Here is an 18,132-nt window from a genome sequence, read left to right as displayed (position 1 = left end):
CATGCCTTATGGATAGCGCAACCTGCTGAGTGTTTGCAGCAGAATGGCAGCAGGCAGAGACGATCAGGCATGCGTTTTCGCGGGAAAGTCTGGTGGAGCCGAGGGGAATCGAACCCCTGACCTCTGCAGTGCGATTGCAGCGCTCTCCCATCTGAGCTACGGCCCCAGTCAGGTCGCGGAATTTAGGAGTGCCTCCGTAAACCTGTCAAGCACTTCGCTTAAGCCTACTTGCAGATCGCGTCTTGCGGCGGGGCAGGGCGGCCGCTACATCATGCGACACGGCCAACCGCGGACACGGACACAACGATGCGTGCTATTCTCGACGTCATTCTTCTGGTGCTTTCGCTTTACACCTATGTGCTGATCGGCAGCGCCATCTTTTCGTGGCTCTATGCCTTCAACGTCGTGAACCCGCGCAACCAGTTCATCGCGACGATTGGCCAGATCCTCTACAATCTCACCGAGCCTGCATTGCGTCCGATCCGTCGCTTCGTTCCGTCGTTGAACGGGCTGGACCTGTCGCCGATCGTGCTCCTGCTCGGCATCTTCCTGCTGCAGAACGTCATCATCCGCTACGTCTATCCGCACGTGTTCTGATCCGGCTTCGATGGCCGGCTTCGATGGAACGGCGCCTCAGCCCGATGCCAGTGCGGACATGCCTTTCCGCCTGGACCGGGAAGGGCTTGTTCTTGCCGTGCGCTTGACGCCGAAGTCAGCAAAGGATGCCGTTGACGGGCTGGGCACCCTGTCGGATGGGCGGTTGGTTGTGCTTGCCCGCGTGCGGGCGGTTCCGGAAAAAGGCGCGGCCAATGCCGCACTGGAGGCCTTGCTTGCCAAGGCACTGGGCGTTGGCAAGAGCCTCGTTTCGGTCGAGGGCGGGGCAACCGCCCGGTTGAAGCAGGTGCGCGTCAGCGGGGACGCTGCCGAGCTTGCCGAGCGCGTGCGGGCCCTGCTCGGCGCTGCGTCCAAAGGCTGATCAGGTCAGTCTTCCAGCTTGCGGGCTTCATCAACCAGCATGATCGGGATGCCATCCCGGATCGGATAGGCGAGCTTGGCAACGCGGGAGATCAGCTCCTGCCGGGCTGCGTCATATTCCAGCGTTGTCTTGGTCACCGGGCAAACCAGAAGCTCCAGCATCTTGCGGTCGATCCGGCGGTCCGTGTTGCGCGGGCTGTCCTCGGTCATGGTTCTGTCCTGTCGGGTTATTGCAGCGTGGAGCCGCCGTCATTGCCCGCATTGCGCGCCAGGTCAATCTCTGTGATGGCGACAAGCGTTTCCGCGCGGGTCTTCAGGTCAACAGCCTCCAGCATGGCCTGCTTTTCGGCGGCGCCATAGGGGCTCATCATGCAGAGCGCGTTGACCAGCACTTCCGTCTCTGCGTTGTCGACGCTGTCCCAGTCGGCCTCCATGCCATGGGCGTCGAGATAGGCTCGGAACGCCTTCAGCAGTCCGGGGCGATCAACGTCCGATTCGCCGGTTCCCTGTGTCAGGTCATTGGCAAAAGGCGCGAAATCCGTGGCGACCTGGCGGAACGGGGTGATGCTGTCCAGCTCGCTGGCCACGCCAAACCGCGTCACGCCCTGAAGCGTGATGAGATAGCGGCCGTCGCCGCTTTCCTGAAAGCTGGTGATCCGGCCGGCGCAGCCGACCCGTGCCAACGCGGGCTTGCGTGCCCCGTCAGCTTCACTGATCGCCGGCTGGATCATGCCGATCAGGCGATGGCTGGCGAGCGCTGCGTCCACCATGGCGATGTAACGCGGCTCGAAAATGTTCAATGGCAGCTGGGTGCGTGGCAACAGCAGGGCGCCCGTCAGCGGAAACACGGGCAACGTCGCCGGAAGGTCATCGATGGTGCGGTAGTGCGCATTCCCGGCCTGCATATCCTGATCCTTGAAAACGGGGCCTGCGGTCCGGCCAGTCCGGTCCGCAGGCCTTATACGCTCAGGAGAACAGAACGGACGACAGCTTGCGCCGGCCATAATTGGTTGCCGGCTCCTTCGGGCCCCAGGCCTCGAAGAACTGCAGCAGCTGCTTGCGTGCGCCGTCGTCGTTCCAGTCGCGGCCGCGGCGAACGATCTCGATCAGATGGTCGACCGCGCCCTGGTTGTCGCCCCTTGCGGCAAGGCCAAGTGCCAGATCGAATCTGGCCTGATGATCGGTCGGATCCGCGGCAATCCGCGCCTCCAGTTCAGCAAGATCGCCGAGCTGTTCGGCCTGTTCAGCCAGGGCCAGCGCTGCCTGTGCCGCGCCATAGGCTGCGTCCTTGCGGCCAGCTTCCGGCACCATGTCCAGCGCCTGTCGGGCCCGTTCAAGGTCGCCCGCGCCGAGGTAGCAACGGGACAAGCCGGCCAGCGCACGGGTGTTTTCCGGATCCATCTGCAGGGCGGCACCAAACATCTGCGCCGCGTGACCATAGTCCTTGGCGTCCAGCAGTGCCTCGCCCTCGGTGAGAAGGTCGTCTGGCCCAGCTGCCGGGGCCTGGCCGCCGAGCCGCTCGATGAAGGCCTTGACCTGGCTTTCCGGCTGCGCGCCCATGAAGCCATCGACCGGCTGGCCGTTCTTGAAGGCGATCACGGCCGGGATCGACTGGATGCCGAGCTGACCGGCGACTTCCGGATGCTCGTCGATGTTCATCTTGGCCAGCTTGACCGCGCCCTTGGCGGCCTTGACGGCGCCTTCGATGATCGGCGTCAGCTGGCGGCACGGGCCGCACCAGGGCGCCCAGAAGTCCACCAGAACCGGTTGATGTCGCGAGGCTTCCAGCACATCGCGGGCAAACGTTGCGGTGCTCACATCCTTGATCAGATCATCGCCGCCGGTGGGGGCTGGTGTCGCTGCCGGCTTTGCACCGCCGCCGAAACTGCCGCCAAAGCCGCCGCCAATCTGGCCGCCCATGGAATAGCTACCCGTGCTCATGATGTCCTGGCCCTTTTAAGTCCTGGCCGTGCAGCACGGCCAAATGCTATCGGAACGGCCGGCAGGATCCGCCAATGCCGCGTTGCGTTGTCCATAACATGGACGCGCCAGCTGCGAATTACAAACCCTGCGCTTTTGCCTCTTCAGTCACCGCAATCACCAGCGGCGTGTGGCCGCAACCGCGCGCAAATGTCAGCAGGCCGTCGCGGGAAATTGTCGTGGTGGCGTCGTTCGACAAGGGATGAAAGTTCAGCACCTCGTGCTGCATCATCGCTGCGTCGAACACCACGACGAGTTCCTGGCCCGTGTCGTTGATCAGCCCGAAGGGGGTGACGGATCCCGGGACAACGCCGAGGTACTGCATCATCTGATCCGGGGAGCCGAAGGACACACGGCCGGAACCGCCGATGAGCGTGTGAACCTGCTTCAGGTCAACGGTGGCATCGTGCAGGACGACGATCAGGAACAGTTTGCCCTTCTTGTCCTTGACGAACAGGTTGCGGGTATGGGCTCCAGGGATCATCGCGTGGATGTCAGCGCCCTCTGCCACGGTGAAGACCGGGCGGTGATCAACCGTCTTGGTTTCAATGCCGAGCCGGTCGAAAAAGGCCATCAGGTCGTCGCGGGTTGCCGGCATGCATGTCTCCAGATTTCGGCCGGGCATTGCCGGCATCCTTTGCTTGGCAGAGTTCTAGCCGAACGCCAGCGTCCCACTCAAGGCGGCAGGCGACGCGGATGCGCCTGGGTGCGGCTCGCCCCCGTTTGACCGCAACGGATAAGCCGGTGAGGTTCCCGGGCGCTGTCCACAGGTCGTCCACAGCAGGGGCAAAAGCCTGAAAAAGGCGCAAAAAACCCTGTTGCAATCTGAACCGGCTTGGTTCATATACACCCCACCTCGACGGCGGGCGGCAATGCCGGGCGCCGGAAAATGCGGGTGTAGCTCAGGGGTAGAGCACAACCTTGCCAAGGTTGGGGTCGAGGGTTCAAATCCCTTCGCCCGCTCCATTCTCCTCCCAGGACATGGTCTATGACCGGTCACAAAGGGCAGGATGTGGTTCGAGAGGTTGCTATCGGATACCCACCGGTAGTCAGGATGCGGGTGTAGCTCAGGGGTAGAGCACAACCTTGCCAAGGTTGGGGTCGAGGGTTCAAATCCCTTCGCCCGCTCCATTTTCTCGCAAGCGAGAGCAACAACAAAGCCACCGCAAGGTGGCTTTTTGCTTTTCAGGAGCTTGGTCCTCGCTGAGGCCGGTCACGCCATCCGCCAGCGACCGCGCCAGACCAGCCAGGCCTCGACAGCCACCAGATTGATCAGCCAGCTGCCCCATGCCGTGACATCATACGTCTCGAGCGGGGTTTGGCCTGCAATGATCAGCGGGACCATCATCACGCGCAGGGTCACGGACGCAAAGGTGAGCGCTGCCGAGCGGAGCATCCAGATCTGATGCTCGGCGAAACGTCCCTGCAGCGCACGGACGAGGCCCATGCCGGTCGTTCCGATCCAGAGCAGGGCGAGCGTGAAGAAACCGGCCGCCGTCCACGACGACCCCTGATAGCCCGGCAGCATGGCCAGAGATCCGAGAGAGGCTGCCAGGATGCTCAGGACATAAAGCCGGCCTGACCAGCGATGCAACACGGGCCGGTGGCGCGAGCCCTGCCAGAACTGGAAAGGCACGAGCGCCAAGGCGAGTGGCCCGAAGATGATATGCGCATAAAGGGGCAGGCTGTAATCCTGCAGATAATGCACAAGATGCGCCATGACGACCTCGAACGGCGCGACAAACCCGCGCCATGACGACAGCGCGATCAGGACGCAGGACAGGCTCATCACAAGGAACCACGGATTGCTTCGCTGGAAGAGACGCGACATCGGAAGAAGCTCCTTGACAGTGTAAAGTTCATGAAGGGTGAGGTATTTTCTTGACAGTGTCAAGATCCCTCGCATACTTCGGTCATGTCGACCTGCATTGACCCATCAGCCATTCCTGAAGAGGCGCCGCCCGACCCGGTGCGTCCGCACCACCACGGCAATCTCAAGTCTGCCTTGATCGATGCCTCGATCGATCTTCTGAATGCCGACGGGCCGTCCGGCCTGACATTGCGCAAGGCAGCGGCGCGGGCAGGCGTCTCGCACGCGGCGCCGGCACATCATTTTGCCGGACTGGCGGATCTTCTGACCGCGGTTGCCACCCGTGCGTTCGAGCTGTTCACCACGGCCATGCGCCACGCACGCCAGGATGCCGGCGAGAATGCCCGTGCCCGCCTGGAGGGGATCTGCACCGGCTACATCCGGTTCGCCAACGAGCACGCCGGCTTGTTCCACGTCATGTTCCTGTCGGCCGATGTTGATCGGAGCGACCCTCACTTTCTCCGGACGTCGGAAGCCGCCTATGCCGAGTTGCGCCTCGCCTGTCTGCCGTTTTCCCGCGTCGCGCCGGACCCGGATCAAACCCTCGAGATAGCGGTCTGGTCGCTGGTTCATGGCTATGCGGTCCTCGGCTTCGGTGCGCCCTGGCGCAAGGGCATAGGCCCGACACCGCCCTCGGATTTCCGCGATCTCCTGGACCGGATCCTTGCAAGTCACACGATGCCGGATTGATTCTGCGCAAGGCGCAGGTGACCGGCCCTGTCTACGGTCGGACGCGCGTTGATCGCGCAGGCCGCTGCCGGGTGATTCTGGGCAGGTTTGGCTGGTCGTGGAGGATTTTCAGATGCGCCTGACCCTGTTGTTCTGCCTTGCTGTCATGCTGCTGGCGCCTGCCGATGCCGCGCACGCTGGATCCGGAAACGTGGCTGCCGGCGAAAAGCTGGCGCGGCAATGGTGCGCGGCCTGTCACGTCGTGGCCGAGGCGCAGGACCGTGCGGCGACGATTGGCGTTCCCTCCTTCTTCGACATCGCCGCCAACCCTGACATGAGCGAGGCCAAGATCGCGACATTCCTCGCCGATCCGCACCCACGGATGCCGGACATGGGCCTGTCCAACCTGGAGATCCGGGACCTCGCGACCTACATCGGTTCGCTTCGGCGTTGAGGAAGCTGAATGCGCGTTACGTAGACGGAAGTGAACCGTCCGGCGCGGCCGACGTAGGTAAGCGTGTCGCCCGCGTCACAGTCCGGCAAAATTGACCAGATGGTAACCAGACGGTCGTTTTTCTCGTGTAATGTGCAATCAGTCCTCCCGTTTCAACCGGAACCGTCCAGATGCTCCCGTCTCGCTTGATTCTCCTCGGCTCCACCGCGGCACTCCTCCTCGCCGCAACTCCTGCGGTGGCGCAGGATGCCATGCCCCAGACCCAGTACGTGCTGGATCTCGGCGCTGGTGTCATGGCCAAGCCGCGCTATGACGGATCCGATTCCTATCTCTTCTCCCCGATGCCGATCATCGCTGTCGGTCGCTTCTACATCCCGGGCCTCGGCCAGGTTGCGGACGGCAAGAAGGAGATGGGTGTGTTCTTCTACCCGTCGTTCAACTTCGTTGGCGAGCGCAAGCCGTCGGACGACAAGGACCTGCGCGGCACCCGCAAGATCAACTGGGCGCTGGAAGCAGGCCTCGGCGCCGGGTTCCAGGGCGAGAACTTCCGCGTCTTCGCCGAAGTGCGTCAGGGCTTCAACGGCCACAAGGGCCAGGTCGGCCAGTTCGGTGCGGATCTGATCACCCGTCCGATGGACCGTCTGGAGTGGAGCATCGGCCCGCGCGTCGGCTTCGCCTCGTCCAAGTACATGAACACCTATTTCAGCGTCTCGGCGGCCGAATCGGCAGCCAGCGGCCTGGCCCGCTTCAAGGCCGGTGGCGGCTTCAAGAGCATCGGCGTTGAAACCCGCTTCACCTATGACCTCAACGATAAGGTCAAGCTGCACCTGCAGGGCGGATATGACCGGCTGATCGGCGATGCCGGCAAGAGCCCGCTGGTCGGCAAGGTCGGCAGCAAGGACCAGTTCAACATTGGCACTGGCCTGACTTACCGCTTCTCGTTCGACGTGTTCTGATCGACGCGGTTCTCAAGACTCTTTGCAAGGCCGGACACCTGTCCGGCCTTTTTGCATTCAGGAGCAGGGCTTCAGTGTGATGCCATCCGGCAGGCGGGTGCTTGCATCGCCGCAAGCGTTGATGATGCGGTCCTGCGACAGGCCGCGCGCCGTGCTGAGATCTGCCCCGGGCAAGCGCGTGTTGCGCAGCAGGGCATCGGTGAGATCGGCGTCGGTAAGGTTCGCGCCAGACAGGTCCGCGCTGCTCAGCCGTGCCCCCGTCATGTCTGCGCCGCGGAAGTCTGCCCCGCGCGCAATTACTCGGTCGAGATCCGCCTGCATCAGGCGCGCGCCGGAGAAGTTTGCGCCGCTGATATCGGCGCGCTCGAGGTCGACCCCATCCATCTTCGCTTCGGCAAACGAGGCACCCATCGCGGCAGCCCGGATCAGCGAGCCGTTTCGCAAATCCGTTGCCGACAGATCCGCACCCTCAAGACGTGTCTCGTTCAGATCCGCATCCCGCAGATCTGACTTGGCGAGCGTTGCCCCTGCGAGATTGGCCTTTTCCATATCGACCCCGCGCATAGAAGCACCGGTCAGATCCGCATTGGCCAGCGAAGCCCGCTCCAGTTCGGCGCGCCGCAGGTCAACACCTGCCAGTTTGGCGCCCGAGAGGTCCGCTTCCTTGATATCCGCTTCCCGCAGATTGGCGCGGGTCAGATCCACGCCGCCAAGCTGCAGGCCGCGCAGGGAGATCAGCCGCAGGTCGCATCCGGCGCAGGCGCGGGTCTTGAGCAGGTCAGCCGCGCCGTCCTGAGCCAGCGCAGGGCCAACTGCGATCGCGCCAAGAAGCACAGCGGTTGCTGTGATCCGCGACAGGGCAAAGGTGAACGTGAAGCGGGGCAATTGGGCGGTTGCTGCCATGTCGGCTCTCCTTGTGCTCTCGCATATCTAGACCTTTGCACGACATCTGCAAGGCGCAATCAGGCGCCAGCAAGGCAGTGGGTCTCAGAAGGCGTGGGAGCTTGCAGAGGGAGAGGAAAAGCGGCACGGAAGAAAGTGGCGGGGTCGCAGGTGCCACTTTCTTCCGTCCAAAAGCGCTGACGACGCACAACCTGACAATCAGCATGTTCAGACTAGGGCAAATGTATTGCCAAATGGTTTTCGATGTATTTTTTGTTTTGTTTCAGTTGCGCCGATCAGATTAATGTATTCGAAAGTATATGTTGTTGCGTGGTCGCGTTATGCATCGCATTCTGCGAAATCGAAGTTAATTGTTGTTAACCAAATGCTGTCGCGGAGATTGCTCAGAGAAATTCTGCGCGAAGATCAACGGTAGAGCGATTGCCAATGTGGTCAAAATTGCGCTCAACCCAGCTGGCAGCCGTTTCGCGGCCAATCCGATGCAGCTCTTTCAGAAAGGCCCATTCCGCATTCACTTTCGAGGAGGCTTGCAGCGGCTTGAGTGCTTCGCCGTCGATGCGGTGAAGTCGCACGTCCATGTATTTTTCAGCGCTCAGCTTGCCTTCCTGGATCAGCCTGCTGACAAAATCGATCGACCGCATTTCCCGCAGCAGCGTGGAATTAAAGGTGATCTCGTTCAGCCGGTTGAGGATCTCGCGTGCGGTGCGCGGGGTTTCCGCCCGCTCGATCGGATTGATCTGGATGAGAACAGTGTCCTGCGTTCCCGTTTCATAGAACAGCGGGTACAGCGGCGGATTGCCCATGTAGCCGCCGTCCCAGTAGGGCACACCGTCAATCTCGACGGCCTGGAACATGTGCGGCAGGCAGGCAGAGGCCATGACGGCATCCAGCGTGATTTCCTTGCCGGAGAACACCCGGATCTTGCCGGTCTGCACGTTGGTGGCCGCAAGAAACAGCCGCAGGCCATCGCATGCCCGCACGGCTTCGAAGTCGACCGTCTCCTCCACCACCTCGCGCAGGGGGTTGACGTTCAGCGGGTTGAATTCATAGGGCGAGGCGAAACGCGAGATCAGGTCGAAAGCAAGATAGCTCGGCGAGAAATCAAGGCTCCATTGACCGAGCGCCACGTCCAGCGGTGAACGCTTGATCGGGCTGAGAAACGCGTGTTCGCTGACCCGTCGCCAGAACCGCTCAAGCGCCTCCCTTGCTCCCTCGCTGCCACCGGCATGATATCCGCTGGCAAGCGCGACCGCATTCATGGCGCCCGCTGACGTGCCTGAAATCCCGTCGATGTCGATCCGGTCATCTTCAAGAAGCCAGTCGAGCACGCCCCAGGTGAAGGCGCCGTGGGCGCCTCCCCCTTGCAGGGCAAGATTGATCCGCTTGCGGTTGGGCTGCGATGAGTGGCCGGGCGCTGTGCTGGTCTTGTCTGTCATGCCTTACTGCGCGGTCCAGCCACCGTCCATCGGCAGGACAGTACCGGTCATCGAGGCAGCGGCATCCGAGCACAGGAACACGGCGAGGGCCGCAACCTGTTCGACGGTGACGAATTCCTTGGTCGGCTGCGCCTTGAGCAGGACTTCGCGCTTCACTTCCTCTTCGGTCATGTTGCGCGCCTTCATCGTGTCCGGGATCTGGGCTTCGACCAGCGGCGTCCAGACATAGCCCGGGCAGATCGCGTTCACGGTGATGCCCTGTTCGGCAACTTCCAGCGCCACCGTCTTGGTCAGGCCCGCAATGCCGTGCTTGGCTGCGACATAGGCCGACTTGAACGGCGAGGCGACGAGTGCATGAGCCGACGCGGTGTTGATGATCCGGCCCCAGCCGCGCTTCTTCATGCCCGGCAGGGCCGCGCGGATCGAATGAAATGCCGACGTCAGATTGATCGCAATGATCGCGTCCCACTTTTCGATCGGAAACTCGTCGATCGGCGAGACGTGCTGGATGCCGGCGTTGTTGATCAGGATATCGACCGAGCCGAATTCGTTCTCGGCATTGAGGATCATGGTGGCGATCTCTTCGCCATTCATCATGTTGGCGGCCGAGTACACGCACTGGACGCCGAAGTCCTTTTCGATGGAGCTGCGCTCGGCTTCGATCTTTGCGGCGTCGCCAAAGCCGTTGATGACGATGTTGGCACCTTGTGCCGCCAGCGCGCGGGCGTAGCCAAGGCCGATGCCAGAGGTCGATCCGGTGATGACGGCGGTCTTGTTCTTCAGCATGCAAAGGCACTCCTGTTCAGCAGTTGGCCGGAGCTTCCCATGGAATCACCTTGCACTGCAACACGGCAGAAGATGATGTTTCTGTAACGGTTCGTCGGGGCGGCCATCAGCGCCGGCCAAGGCTCTTGACCCTGGCAATGGCCTCCGCCGCATCATGGCGGGTGCGTGCTTCTTCCGTCTGGCTCGAGGTAAGCCCGACCCTTTCGGCATATCGCTCGCGCACCAGCCCATAGCAGGTCGCATGCAGGCTGGCGAAGAGCCAGACGCTGACGCCGACGCTGCCAAGCGGCAGCGCTGCCGAGATCGCAAGTGCGACGACCGGATCTGGGAAGGCGGCCTTCAGGAGGCTCAGGATCCAGGTCCAGGCCAGCGTCATGACAACCGACAGCAGCCCAACGACCAGCGCCGCGAACGCCATCGCCCAGCCGAGGCCTGCGCTCGCACTCCACGACTGGCGCAATGTCAGGTCATCCTCCAGCGCGGCGGCGGGCAGGATCAGCGACAGTTTCTGCATGAGCATGAGGGCAACGAAGGGCGCGGCGATGAAGGCGATGATGCCAAAGCCTGCGGTTACTGCCGTGATGATCCCGGCGATGGCGAACAAGGGCACCAGCATCAGCGCGCCCAGCAGCAGGAGCAGCAACAGCTTCACCATCACCTTCAGCACGCGCGGGGCAAACGAGAAGGGAAAGTCCCTCGCTCCGATCAGGATGCGCCGCATGTAGGCCGTGGCCGCAGCAAAGCCGAGCAGGATGTTTGCGAGGCCTGCGACCAGACGCAGCGCGCCATCGTCGGCGGCCACGACCGGTTCCGTCATGTAGGAAACTGTGGTGAAACCATCGCCGGGCAGCAGCTGGCCGCTGAGCGCAAGGTTCAGTCCGGCCATCAGCAGGATGTAACCCCAGCTGGCCGCCAGCAACGTTCCGATCCGCCCGAAGGCGAGCGCGAGAGCTCTTTCGAGCACGGACAGGATCATGACGGCCTCCAGTGATGCGGTATCGCCCCCAAGATAGGGATTTCAGCTCGCCGCAAAAACAGGGTCGTTCGGGTTTTCTGCCCAGAGCGTCTCGATTGCCCGGCGATAGGCAACAGTCACGGCGGCGAGTGTCACGCTGATGAAGAAGATCTCGAAGGCCGAAAGGACAATTGCCAACAGCACCAATCCGTCAGGTCCTGCCAGCAGTCCCAGAAGGTGAAGCAGACCGACCAGGAGGCCGCAAACGATGATCACAGGAACTTCAATGGTTAGGCCTGCCGCCAGTGCAGGCAAGAAGTAGCCTTTTGACAGACGAATTGACGTCTTCATACGCACACGGTGTCCAACGGCTGCACCAGGGATAATGAAAGAAATTCTAAAATAGAAGTACAGGTAAAGCAGTACTATCCCGAACGTTGCCAGGGCGCCCCAGAGCGGCAGCGGCGCTTCTTTGGACATTCCATTCGACATACTGGCGACGAAGATAATGGCCATCAGTCCGAGGATCACAACTGGCAGGGCGGCCAGTCCCGCCAGCAGCACCTTGCCGAGCACCCGGAGCTCGAGCCGTCCGAAGCGAAGATGAATGAGGTTCGGGCGTTCATTGAGGAGGCCGAACCGGTGCCATGCAGTTGCAATGCTGGCGGAGGAGAGCAGGCTGGCGATGGCTGATGCGATCCCGAACAGGTTGGACGTCGCGCTGCCCTCTGTCAGTTCTTCGCCAAGACTGAGGGCGACAACGACCGCCATCCATGTGCCAGCAATGCGGAACGTGGTCCCGATGTTGCCGACGACAAGCGTGTACATTTCAGAGAGAATGGAGCGATACATTCAAGGAGCCTTGCAATTGATGGCATTCGCTTCAGGGCGAGTTTGCGGTTTTGATACATCCCATAGGTGTATATTTTGACAATGCGTTGCCCTTTCCCTCGTGAGACTTTGTCCCAGTTTCTTTGCGTGCGCTTCTTGATTGCCCTTTTGCCAAAGGCAAATTAAGCAGACGCGGGGGCGTGAGGGGCGTTTTCCCGCGCGGATTAAGACAGGTTGGCCTGTGCAATGACCGAATACACACCCATGCGCCTGCCGCGCCGCAGGTCTGTTGCCGTTCAGGTGGGGCATATCCTGGTGGGCGGTAATGCCCCCGTCGTCGTGCAGTCGATGACCAACACCGATACGGCCGATGCCGATGCCACCGTTGCGCAGGTGGCGGCGCTGGCCCGGGCGGGGTCCGAGCTGGTGCGGATCACGGTGGACCGGGACGAGTCTGCGGCGGCGGTGCCGAGGATCCGCGAACGGCTGGAGCGGATTGGCGTGAATGTACCGCTGATCGGTGACTTCCATTACAATGGTCACAAGCTTCTGGTTGATTATCCGGCTTGCGCTGAAGCTCTTGCCAAGTATCGGATCAATCCCGGTAACGTTGGTTTCAAGGGAAAACGTGATACCCAGTTCTCGCAGATCATCGAGATTGCAATGCAATACGACAAGCCGGTGCGCATCGGCGTCAACTGGGGGTCGCTCGACCAGGACTTGCTGACGAAACTGATGGACGAGAATGCCGTCAGCGCCAATCCGATCTCGGCTGCAGCCGTGATGCGCGAGGCGATCATCCAGTCCGGCCTTCTGTCCGCTGCCCGCGCCGAGGAACTGGGCATGGGCCGGGACAAGATCATCCTGTCGGCCAAGGTCAGCCAGGTGCAGGACCTCATCGCCGTTTATGCTGATCTTGCAAGCCGTTGCGACTATGCGCTGCATCTCGGACTGACCGAGGCCGGCATGGGAACCAAGGGCATCGTTGCCTCGTCTGCCTCGATGGGCATCCTGTTGCAGCAGGGCATCGGCGATACGATCCGCGTGTCGCTGACACCGGAGCCGGGCGGGGATCGCTCGCGGGAAGTGCAGGTTGCCCAGGAATTGCTGCAGGTCATGGGTTTCCGCGCCTTCGTGCCGGTGGTGGCGGCCTGCCCGGGCTGCGGGCGGACAACTTCCACGGTATTTCAAGAGCTTGCGGGCGATATTCAGGATCACATCCGCGATTCCATGCCGGAATGGCGGGAGAAATATCCGGGTGTCGAGACCCTTAATGTTGCTGTCATGGGCTGTATTGTAAATGGCCCGGGCGAATCGAAGTTTGCCGACATCGGGATCTCCTTGCCGGGAACCGGCGAGACGCCGACGGCGCCGGTCTTTGTCGATGGCGAAAAGGTGACCACCTTGCGTGGGCCGAATATTGCCAGCGAATTCAAGGCGATGGTGCTGGATTACATTGAGCGGCGTTTCGGGCGCGGGGCGAAAGCCGTTCCGGAAATCGAGACGTCAGCCAGCTGAAGAAGGACTGCTCCGCGATCATGGCCCATGCCCCGAGCGAAGGTGAGGCCGACCGTCCGGCCATTCTGGTGATCACATCGCAGGTCGTGCGTGGCGGGATCGGTGGACGTGGCGTGGTGTTTGCGCTGGAGCGGCTTGGTTTCCCGGTCTGGTTCCTGCCAACCGTGCTGCTGCCCTGGCATCCGGGGCAGGGCCGGGGAACGCGGATCGTTTCGGAAACGGCGGATTTCAGCGCTATTTGTGCGGATCTTGCGGGCTCCGACAAGCTGCCGGAGATCGGTGGCATCCTGTCCGGATACCTCGGGCATCCGGCGCAAGCGGAGGCCGTCGCCGGGCTGGTCAAGGCCGTGAAGAAGGTTTCGCCGGAAGTTCCGTACCTTTGCGACCCTGTGATCGGCGACCTTGGCGGGCTCTATGTGCCTGAGGAGACTGCGCGGTCAATTCGCGACAATCTGCTGCCATTGGCAGACATTTCTACGCCCAATCGCTACGAACTCGCCTGGCTGACCGGGCGGGACATCGAGACCGAGCTGCAGGCCCTGTCGGCAGCCCGCAGGCTCGGCCCGGAGCGGGTCATCGTCACCTCCGCACCGGCGCTGCGCCGCAACTCGATCTCCAACCTCCTGGTCGGACCGCGCGGGGCGATCGCTGCCGAACATGGCACGATCGAAAACCCGCCGCATGGCACCGGCGACCTCCTGTCCGCCCTGTTCCTTGCCCGGCACCTGGAAGGGCTGGAGGACGAGGCAGCGCTGGTCAGGGCAGCAGGGTCCACATTCGAGATGGTGGCCCGCAGCGTGCGCAAGGGCTCGAGCGAGTTGCTCTATCCGTCGGAGCAGCAGGCGGTTGCCCGGCCGATGGCTCTGGTCAGCACCCGGCGGGTGCTGGAAACCGCGACGGCGCGCTGAAGATGATGGGCGCTCCGCGATGGATCGCCGGGGTGGACGGGTGTCCGGCCGGCTGGATCGCGGTGATGGCGCCCGAGAACGACCTGTCCCGGCCGCAGGTGCGGATCGTGCCGGCCCTGGCCGATCTCATGACCGCTGAGCCACGGCTCGATGTTCTGGCCGTCGACATGCCGATGGGACTGCCCGAGCTGACCCGTCCGGGAGGCCGAGGTCCGGAATCGGCCGTGCGGCCCCTGCTGGGCGAGCGACAGTCGTCCGTCTTCTCGATCCCCTCACGCCGGGCGGTCTATGCGCAGGAGTACCGGCAAGCCTGTGCCGAGGCGCTGGAAACATCAGAACCGCCGCGCAAGGTGTCGAAGCAGGCGTTCTATCTGTTTCCCAAGATCCGCGAACTGGATGCGCTGCTTCTGGCCGGTGAGGAAGCGCGGCTGTTTGAGGTGCACCCCGAAGTTGCCTTCTGGCGCCTGAATGGCGAAGCGGCGATGCGTCTGCCGAAGAAGATCAAGGGCAGGGTCAACCCGGACGGCATGGCCGAGCGCCGGGACGTGCTCCGCCGGTTCGGACTGCCGGGCAACTTTCTGGAACAACCGGCTCCACGCGGGGCGGCGGCGGATGATTTTCTGGATGCGAGTGTCAACCTGCTGATCGCCGGGCGGATCCTGCGCGGCGAGGCGCGGCCTTTTCCGGTCGAACCAGGCCGCGACGCGCGCGGCCTGAGGATGGCGATCTGGGCCTGAAGCCACTCTTACCAAGGCGCTGAGATGCTGACGCATCACGCCTTGAAAATGCTCAATCGCCACACGGGCTTGACCAACTCTCGGTGAGTCCAGCTCACCGAGAGTTGGTCTGAGGCGTTTCAGGGTTTGGCTGCGGGAACCTTGGAGACAGGCACGGCAGCAGGCTGGGCCTGGGCTGTCGCTGCGGCGGCAGCGGCTTCCGGGGTCAGCGGCGGCAGGTCGCCGGCGGCTTCTTCCTCGCCGCCGAAGGTGAACCAGCGTTTCAGGAAGCCCTTCTTTTCGCCGTTCGGTGCTTCGCCCTCTGCTGCAAAGGCGGTTGCAGCGACATCGGTGCCGGCAGGCGCGTTGGCCGGAGCACTGTCCGAAGCGCCTGTGAAGAGGCTGGCAAAGGCGCCATTAGGGCGCGGCGTTGCCTGATCCGCACCGGACCGCGGGGTCTGACCGGCAGCGTTGGCGCCGGATGCCGCAGCTGCAACAGCCTGTGTTGCCACCGGTGGCGTGATTGCACCCGGCTGAGCGCCAGACGGTGTGCTGGCCTGAGTGCCGGCCTGAGTGGGTGCTCCGGCGGGTGTGGCTGCGGCAACGGCAGTTGCGGCAGCCCCCTCCGTGGCCGGGGCCTCGCCTTCGGCGTTGAAATCCTTGTTGCCAACGAAAGAGGCGATCTGCGTCTGGGTTTCCTTCCAGCGCTTCTCGCGGGCTTCCTTTTCGTCGAGCGCGGCAACCTGGGTCTGGAAGACTGCCTCATCCTGCTTCTGCTTGGTCGCGACGGCGACCTCGACGGCGTCCGGGACATCGAACTTCGGGCACTGGGCCGAAGCGCGGAACGGAACGCCGGCAACAAGCGGAGTTGCATCGAAAACGTATTTCTTTTCGCAGACGTCGACCTTCGGCGGCACCTTGGTGATCTCGAAGTGGTCATAGCCGGTCTTCAGCATGCGCCAGAAGTCCATGTGCGGGCTCTTGCGATGGCGCGCCATGTTCTCGGCGGTCATGCGGAACGGAAAAGCCTGGACCTGGAACGACTTCTGGCCACCCTTGAAGCTGTCGCGAGCAAGGGCGTAGATGTCCTGGACCTGCTGGTCGGTCATCGCATAGCAACCGCGCGACGAGCAGGCACCATGGACCATCAGGTCCGAGCCCGTGCGATTGTGCGACTGGTCATAGGCATTGGGGAAGCCCATGTTGAATGCCAGATGATAGCTGGAGTTCGGGTTCATCAGGCCGGGCGTGATCTGATAGAAGCCTTCCGGCGCCTGCCGGTCCCCTTCCTTGATCTTTGGGCCGAGCTGTCCGGACCACTTGCAGATGTCGAAATCCTCAAGCAGCGCATAGCGCCCCGTCCGGGTCTGCTTCCAGACCTCGAGTTTGGATTCTTCCTTGAAGATACGGATCATGATGGGCGACTGAAGATCCATCTTCAGTTCGGCAAGCTTGGCCTTCACCTGCGGCGAGACCTCGCGCAGGTGCTTGGGGCCGGTGCCCATGTACATTTCGTCCGCCTGGCATCCAACAAGAACGCCAGCCAGCACGAGGGCCGCAAGACTGCGCCCCATGCGCCCGGTCATGAAGGACTTTCGCTCGGCCTTGCCCATTTCCACGACACCCAACTTGAGCATTTCCGGCGAAAACGGAGCCGCCGAACCTGCTCCAACCCGTTGTTCTCACGCAATTCCGGACGCAAACCGGCTCTCGCTTTAGCCTGAAATGCTCCAGATGCACTGCGCAGCAGCCATCTGGCACACCTCAGCCTAAGCCTACTGGCCCATGGTTTACGAGACCTTGACGCCCGCCGCATCGCTGACAGACCCGGTCCTTTCGGCCCGTCAGACTGCCAGTAAACCCTTGATCGTCGTCCCGGACGCAGTGAAACGCAGATCCGGGATCGGAGAGCCAAAGCTTTTCGGCTTCCAGCTCATCGAAACATAGATACCTCGGCTCTCCGGTCCCGGCTCGGCGCTTCGCTTGGCCGGGATGACGGCGGTGAGGTCAGGGTTTGCCATCGACCTGACGGACCTTTCGGCCCGAGCGGGATTGATCCCTGCAAATGCGGCAAAGCCACGGCAGTGGCGTTAAAGTGAGCGGCCGATTGCGAGGAACTTGTCGCGGCGCTGACGACGGATCTCGTCCGCCGACAGCGATGCCATGCTGGCCAGCGCGCGCTCGATGGCGGTTCCGGCCCGGTCGATGATGATCTCGCGTGCGCGATGGGCGCCGCCAACCGGTTCCTCGATGATGCCATCGATAACGCCGAGCTTCAGGAGATCCTGCGCCGTGATCTTCATGTTGGTGGCCGCTTCCTGCGCCCGGGCGCTGTCGCGCCACAGGATGGAGGCGGCACCTTCCGGCGAGATCACGCTGTAGACGGCATGTTCCAGCATCAGCACCTTGCTGGTGGCAGCAATGGCGATCGCGCCGCCGGAGCCGCCTTCGCCGATGACCACGGCAATGCTGGGCACACCAAGGCTGAGGCAGCGGTCGGTGGAGCGGGCGATGGCTTCCGCCTGGCCGCGCTCTTCAGCTCCGCTCCCCGGATAGGCGCCGGCCGTGTCGACCAGCGAAATGACCGGAATGCCGAAGCGTTCGGCCAGATCCATCACGCGAACCGACTTGCGGTAGCCTTCCGGACGGGCCATGCCGAAATTGTGACGCAGGCGGGTTTCGGTGTCCGAACCCTTTTCCTGGCCCAGGATTGCGACCGACTGACCGCGGAAGCGGCCGAAACCGGCGATGATCGCCTGATCTTCGCCGAAATGGCGGTCGCCCGCCAGCGGAGTGAAGTCCTCGATCAGGCCCGCGATGTAGTGGGCAGCGTGCGGCCGGTCCGGATGACGAGCGACCAGGGTCTTCTGCCAGGGTGTCAGCTTGGCATAGATGTCGGCGAGCGTCTGGCTTGCCTTGGCATCAAGCCGGGAGACCTCGGCATCGACGTCGACGGCTTCGCCGGAGGCGGCCAGAGCCTTGAGCTCCTGGGCTTTGCCTACGATGTCGGCGACGGGTTTTTCGAACTCGAGATAGCTGTGCATGAACCGGTTACCTGAAAGCCGCAGACGGATCGAGCATCGCTCATTCGCCTCGGCCGATCGTTTGGGACTGGCCTTATGTCGTGGCGCGACACTGGACAGCAAGGCCTTTCAAGTCAAGCGGGCGCTGTAAC

Annotated in this window: 20 protein-coding genes and 3 tRNA genes; 10 read left to right on the top strand and 13 right to left on the bottom strand. The window is 62.6% G+C overall.

Translation table 11 applies throughout. The annotated features are described in order from the left end of the window. Positions 1-90: 90 nt before the first annotated feature. Positions 91-166 (bottom strand) — tRNA-Ala (locus OVA12_RS11040). A gap of 140 nt (positions 167-306) precedes the next feature. Here OVA12_RS11040 and OVA12_RS11035 point away from each other — a divergent pair. After that, positions 307-597, top strand: coding sequence for a YggT family protein (locus tag OVA12_RS11035; RefSeq protein ID WP_268137283.1), 291 nt, complete (start codon positions 307-309; stop codon positions 595-597). Between the two features lie 10 nt (positions 598-607). After that, positions 608-976 carry a DUF167 family protein gene (locus OVA12_RS11030; protein ID WP_268137281.1) on the top strand — a complete coding sequence of 123 codons (369 nt, stop codon included), beginning with the start codon at positions 608-610 and terminating at the stop codon, positions 974-976. A gap of 5 nt (positions 977-981) precedes the next feature. Here the strand turns inward: OVA12_RS11030 and OVA12_RS11025 are convergent, their stop codons facing one another. From OVA12_RS11025 to OVA12_RS11010, 4 genes are all read right to left on the bottom strand, one after another. Beyond that, positions 982-1,185 carry a Trm112 family protein gene (locus OVA12_RS11025; protein WP_268137279.1) on the bottom strand — a complete coding sequence of 68 codons (204 nt, stop codon included), beginning with the start codon at positions 1,183-1,185 and terminating at the stop codon, positions 982-984. Positions 1,186-1,202: 17 nt separating this feature from the next. After that, the gene (locus tag OVA12_RS11020; RefSeq protein ID WP_268137277.1) at positions 1,203-1,880 is read right to left on the bottom strand and encodes an LON peptidase substrate-binding domain-containing protein; all 678 of its coding nucleotides are present in this window, start codon (positions 1,878-1,880) and stop codon (positions 1,203-1,205) included. Positions 1,881-1,941: 61 nt separating this feature from the next. Next, positions 1,942-2,916 carry a thioredoxin gene (trxA, locus tag OVA12_RS11015; RefSeq protein WP_268137275.1) on the bottom strand — a complete coding sequence of 325 codons (975 nt, stop codon included), beginning with the start codon at positions 2,914-2,916 and terminating at the stop codon, positions 1,942-1,944. A gap of 118 nt (positions 2,917-3,034) precedes the next feature. Beyond that, positions 3,035-3,553 carry a prolyl-tRNA synthetase associated domain-containing protein gene (locus OVA12_RS11010; RefSeq protein ID WP_268137273.1) on the bottom strand — a complete coding sequence of 173 codons (519 nt, stop codon included), beginning with the start codon at positions 3,551-3,553 and terminating at the stop codon, positions 3,035-3,037. A gap of 293 nt (positions 3,554-3,846) precedes the next feature. Between OVA12_RS11010 and OVA12_RS11005 the strand changes: the two genes are divergently transcribed. Together OVA12_RS11005 and OVA12_RS11000 are read left to right on the top strand one after the other, a co-directional pair. Then, positions 3,847-3,921: transfer RNA gene (locus OVA12_RS11005), tRNA-Gly, on the top strand. Between the two features lie 90 nt (positions 3,922-4,011). Beyond that, positions 4,012-4,086: transfer RNA gene (locus OVA12_RS11000), tRNA-Gly, on the top strand. 82 nt (positions 4,087-4,168) lie between these two features. On the opposite strand, the gene OVA12_RS10995 is transcribed toward OVA12_RS11000, so the two are convergent. Further along, complete coding sequence (locus OVA12_RS10995; RefSeq protein WP_268137271.1) at positions 4,169-4,786, bottom strand: DUF2306 domain-containing protein; 618 nt, start codon at positions 4,784-4,786, stop codon at positions 4,169-4,171. Positions 4,787-4,870: 84 nt separating this feature from the next. On the opposite strand from OVA12_RS10995, the gene OVA12_RS10990 reads away from it, so the two are divergent. The 3 genes from OVA12_RS10990 (at position 4,871) to OVA12_RS10980 (ending at position 6,904) form a co-directional block, all read left to right on the top strand. Beyond that, positions 4,871-5,515: a TetR/AcrR family transcriptional regulator gene (locus tag OVA12_RS10990; protein ID WP_268137269.1), complete on the top strand. Its 645-nt coding sequence runs from the start codon at positions 4,871-4,873 to the stop codon at positions 5,513-5,515. 112 nt (positions 5,516-5,627) lie between these two features. After that, positions 5,628-5,948 carry a c-type cytochrome gene (locus tag OVA12_RS10985; RefSeq protein ID WP_268137267.1) on the top strand — a complete coding sequence of 107 codons (321 nt, stop codon included), beginning with the start codon at positions 5,628-5,630 and terminating at the stop codon, positions 5,946-5,948. 170 nt (positions 5,949-6,118) lie between these two features. Continuing rightward, positions 6,119-6,904, top strand: a complete 786-nt coding sequence (locus tag OVA12_RS10980) for a MipA/OmpV family protein (RefSeq protein WP_268137265.1) — start codon at positions 6,119-6,121, stop codon at positions 6,902-6,904. A gap of 57 nt (positions 6,905-6,961) precedes the next feature. On the opposite strand, the gene OVA12_RS10975 is transcribed toward OVA12_RS10980, so the two are convergent. The 5 genes from OVA12_RS10975 to OVA12_RS10955 form a co-directional block, all read right to left on the bottom strand. Next, positions 6,962-7,807, bottom strand: a complete 846-nt coding sequence (locus tag OVA12_RS10975; protein WP_268137263.1) for a pentapeptide repeat-containing protein — start codon at positions 7,805-7,807, stop codon at positions 6,962-6,964. 383 nt (positions 7,808-8,190) lie between these two features. Beyond that, complete coding sequence (locus OVA12_RS10970) at positions 8,191-9,243, bottom strand: patatin-like phospholipase family protein (protein WP_268137261.1); 1,053 nt, start codon at positions 9,241-9,243, stop codon at positions 8,191-8,193. A gap of 3 nt (positions 9,244-9,246) precedes the next feature. Next, the gene (locus tag OVA12_RS10965; RefSeq protein ID WP_268137259.1) at positions 9,247-10,029 is read right to left on the bottom strand and encodes a 3-hydroxybutyrate dehydrogenase; all 783 of its coding nucleotides are present in this window, start codon (positions 10,027-10,029) and stop codon (positions 9,247-9,249) included. 106 nt (positions 10,030-10,135) lie between these two features. Beyond that, the gene (locus OVA12_RS10960; RefSeq protein ID WP_268137257.1) at positions 10,136-11,005 is read right to left on the bottom strand and encodes a 4-hydroxy-3-methylbut-2-en-1-yl diphosphate synthase; all 870 of its coding nucleotides are present in this window, start codon (positions 11,003-11,005) and stop codon (positions 10,136-10,138) included. Positions 11,006-11,047: 42 nt separating this feature from the next. Further along, positions 11,048-11,836, bottom strand: a complete 789-nt coding sequence (locus tag OVA12_RS10955) for a hypothetical protein (protein ID WP_268137255.1) — start codon at positions 11,834-11,836, stop codon at positions 11,048-11,050. A 225-nt stretch (positions 11,837-12,061) separates the two neighbouring features. On the opposite strand from OVA12_RS10955, the gene ispG reads away from it, so the two are divergent. Genes ispG through OVA12_RS10940 form a run of 3 tightly spaced genes read left to right on the top strand, consistent with a single transcriptional unit; the run spans position 12,062 to position 14,978 of the window. Then, positions 12,062-13,333, top strand: a complete 1,272-nt coding sequence (gene ispG / locus OVA12_RS10950; protein ID WP_268137253.1) for a flavodoxin-dependent (E)-4-hydroxy-3-methylbut-2-enyl-diphosphate synthase — start codon at positions 12,062-12,064, stop codon at positions 13,331-13,333. A 20-nt stretch (positions 13,334-13,353) separates the two neighbouring features. Further along, positions 13,354-14,241: a pyridoxal kinase gene (gene pdxY / locus OVA12_RS10945; protein ID WP_268137251.1), complete on the top strand. Its 888-nt coding sequence runs from the start codon at positions 13,354-13,356 to the stop codon at positions 14,239-14,241. Positions 14,242-14,243: 2 nt separating this feature from the next. After that, entirely contained in the window at positions 14,244-14,978 is a 735-nt protein-coding gene (locus tag OVA12_RS10940) for a DUF429 domain-containing protein (protein ID WP_442793856.1), read from the top strand. Between the two features lie 119 nt (positions 14,979-15,097). Here OVA12_RS10940 and OVA12_RS10935 read toward each other — a convergent pair whose 3' ends face one another. Both OVA12_RS10935 and OVA12_RS10930 read right to left on the bottom strand, forming a co-directional pair. Next, entirely contained in the window at positions 15,098-16,576 is a 1,479-nt protein-coding gene (locus OVA12_RS10935) for a L,D-transpeptidase family protein (protein WP_268138664.1), read from the bottom strand. Positions 16,577-17,047: 471 nt separating this feature from the next. Then, positions 17,048-18,001, bottom strand: coding sequence for an acetyl-CoA carboxylase carboxyltransferase subunit alpha (locus OVA12_RS10930; protein ID WP_268137249.1), 954 nt, complete (start codon positions 17,999-18,001; stop codon positions 17,048-17,050). Positions 18,002-18,132 lie beyond the last annotated feature (131 nt).

It is taken from the genome of Pannonibacter sp. SL95 (assembly GCF_026672425.1).
Classification (GTDB): Bacteria; Pseudomonadota; Alphaproteobacteria; order Rhizobiales; family Stappiaceae; genus Pannonibacter.
Note: the sequence above shows the minus strand (reverse complement) of the source record. Positions and strands in the feature narration are given on the sequence as shown.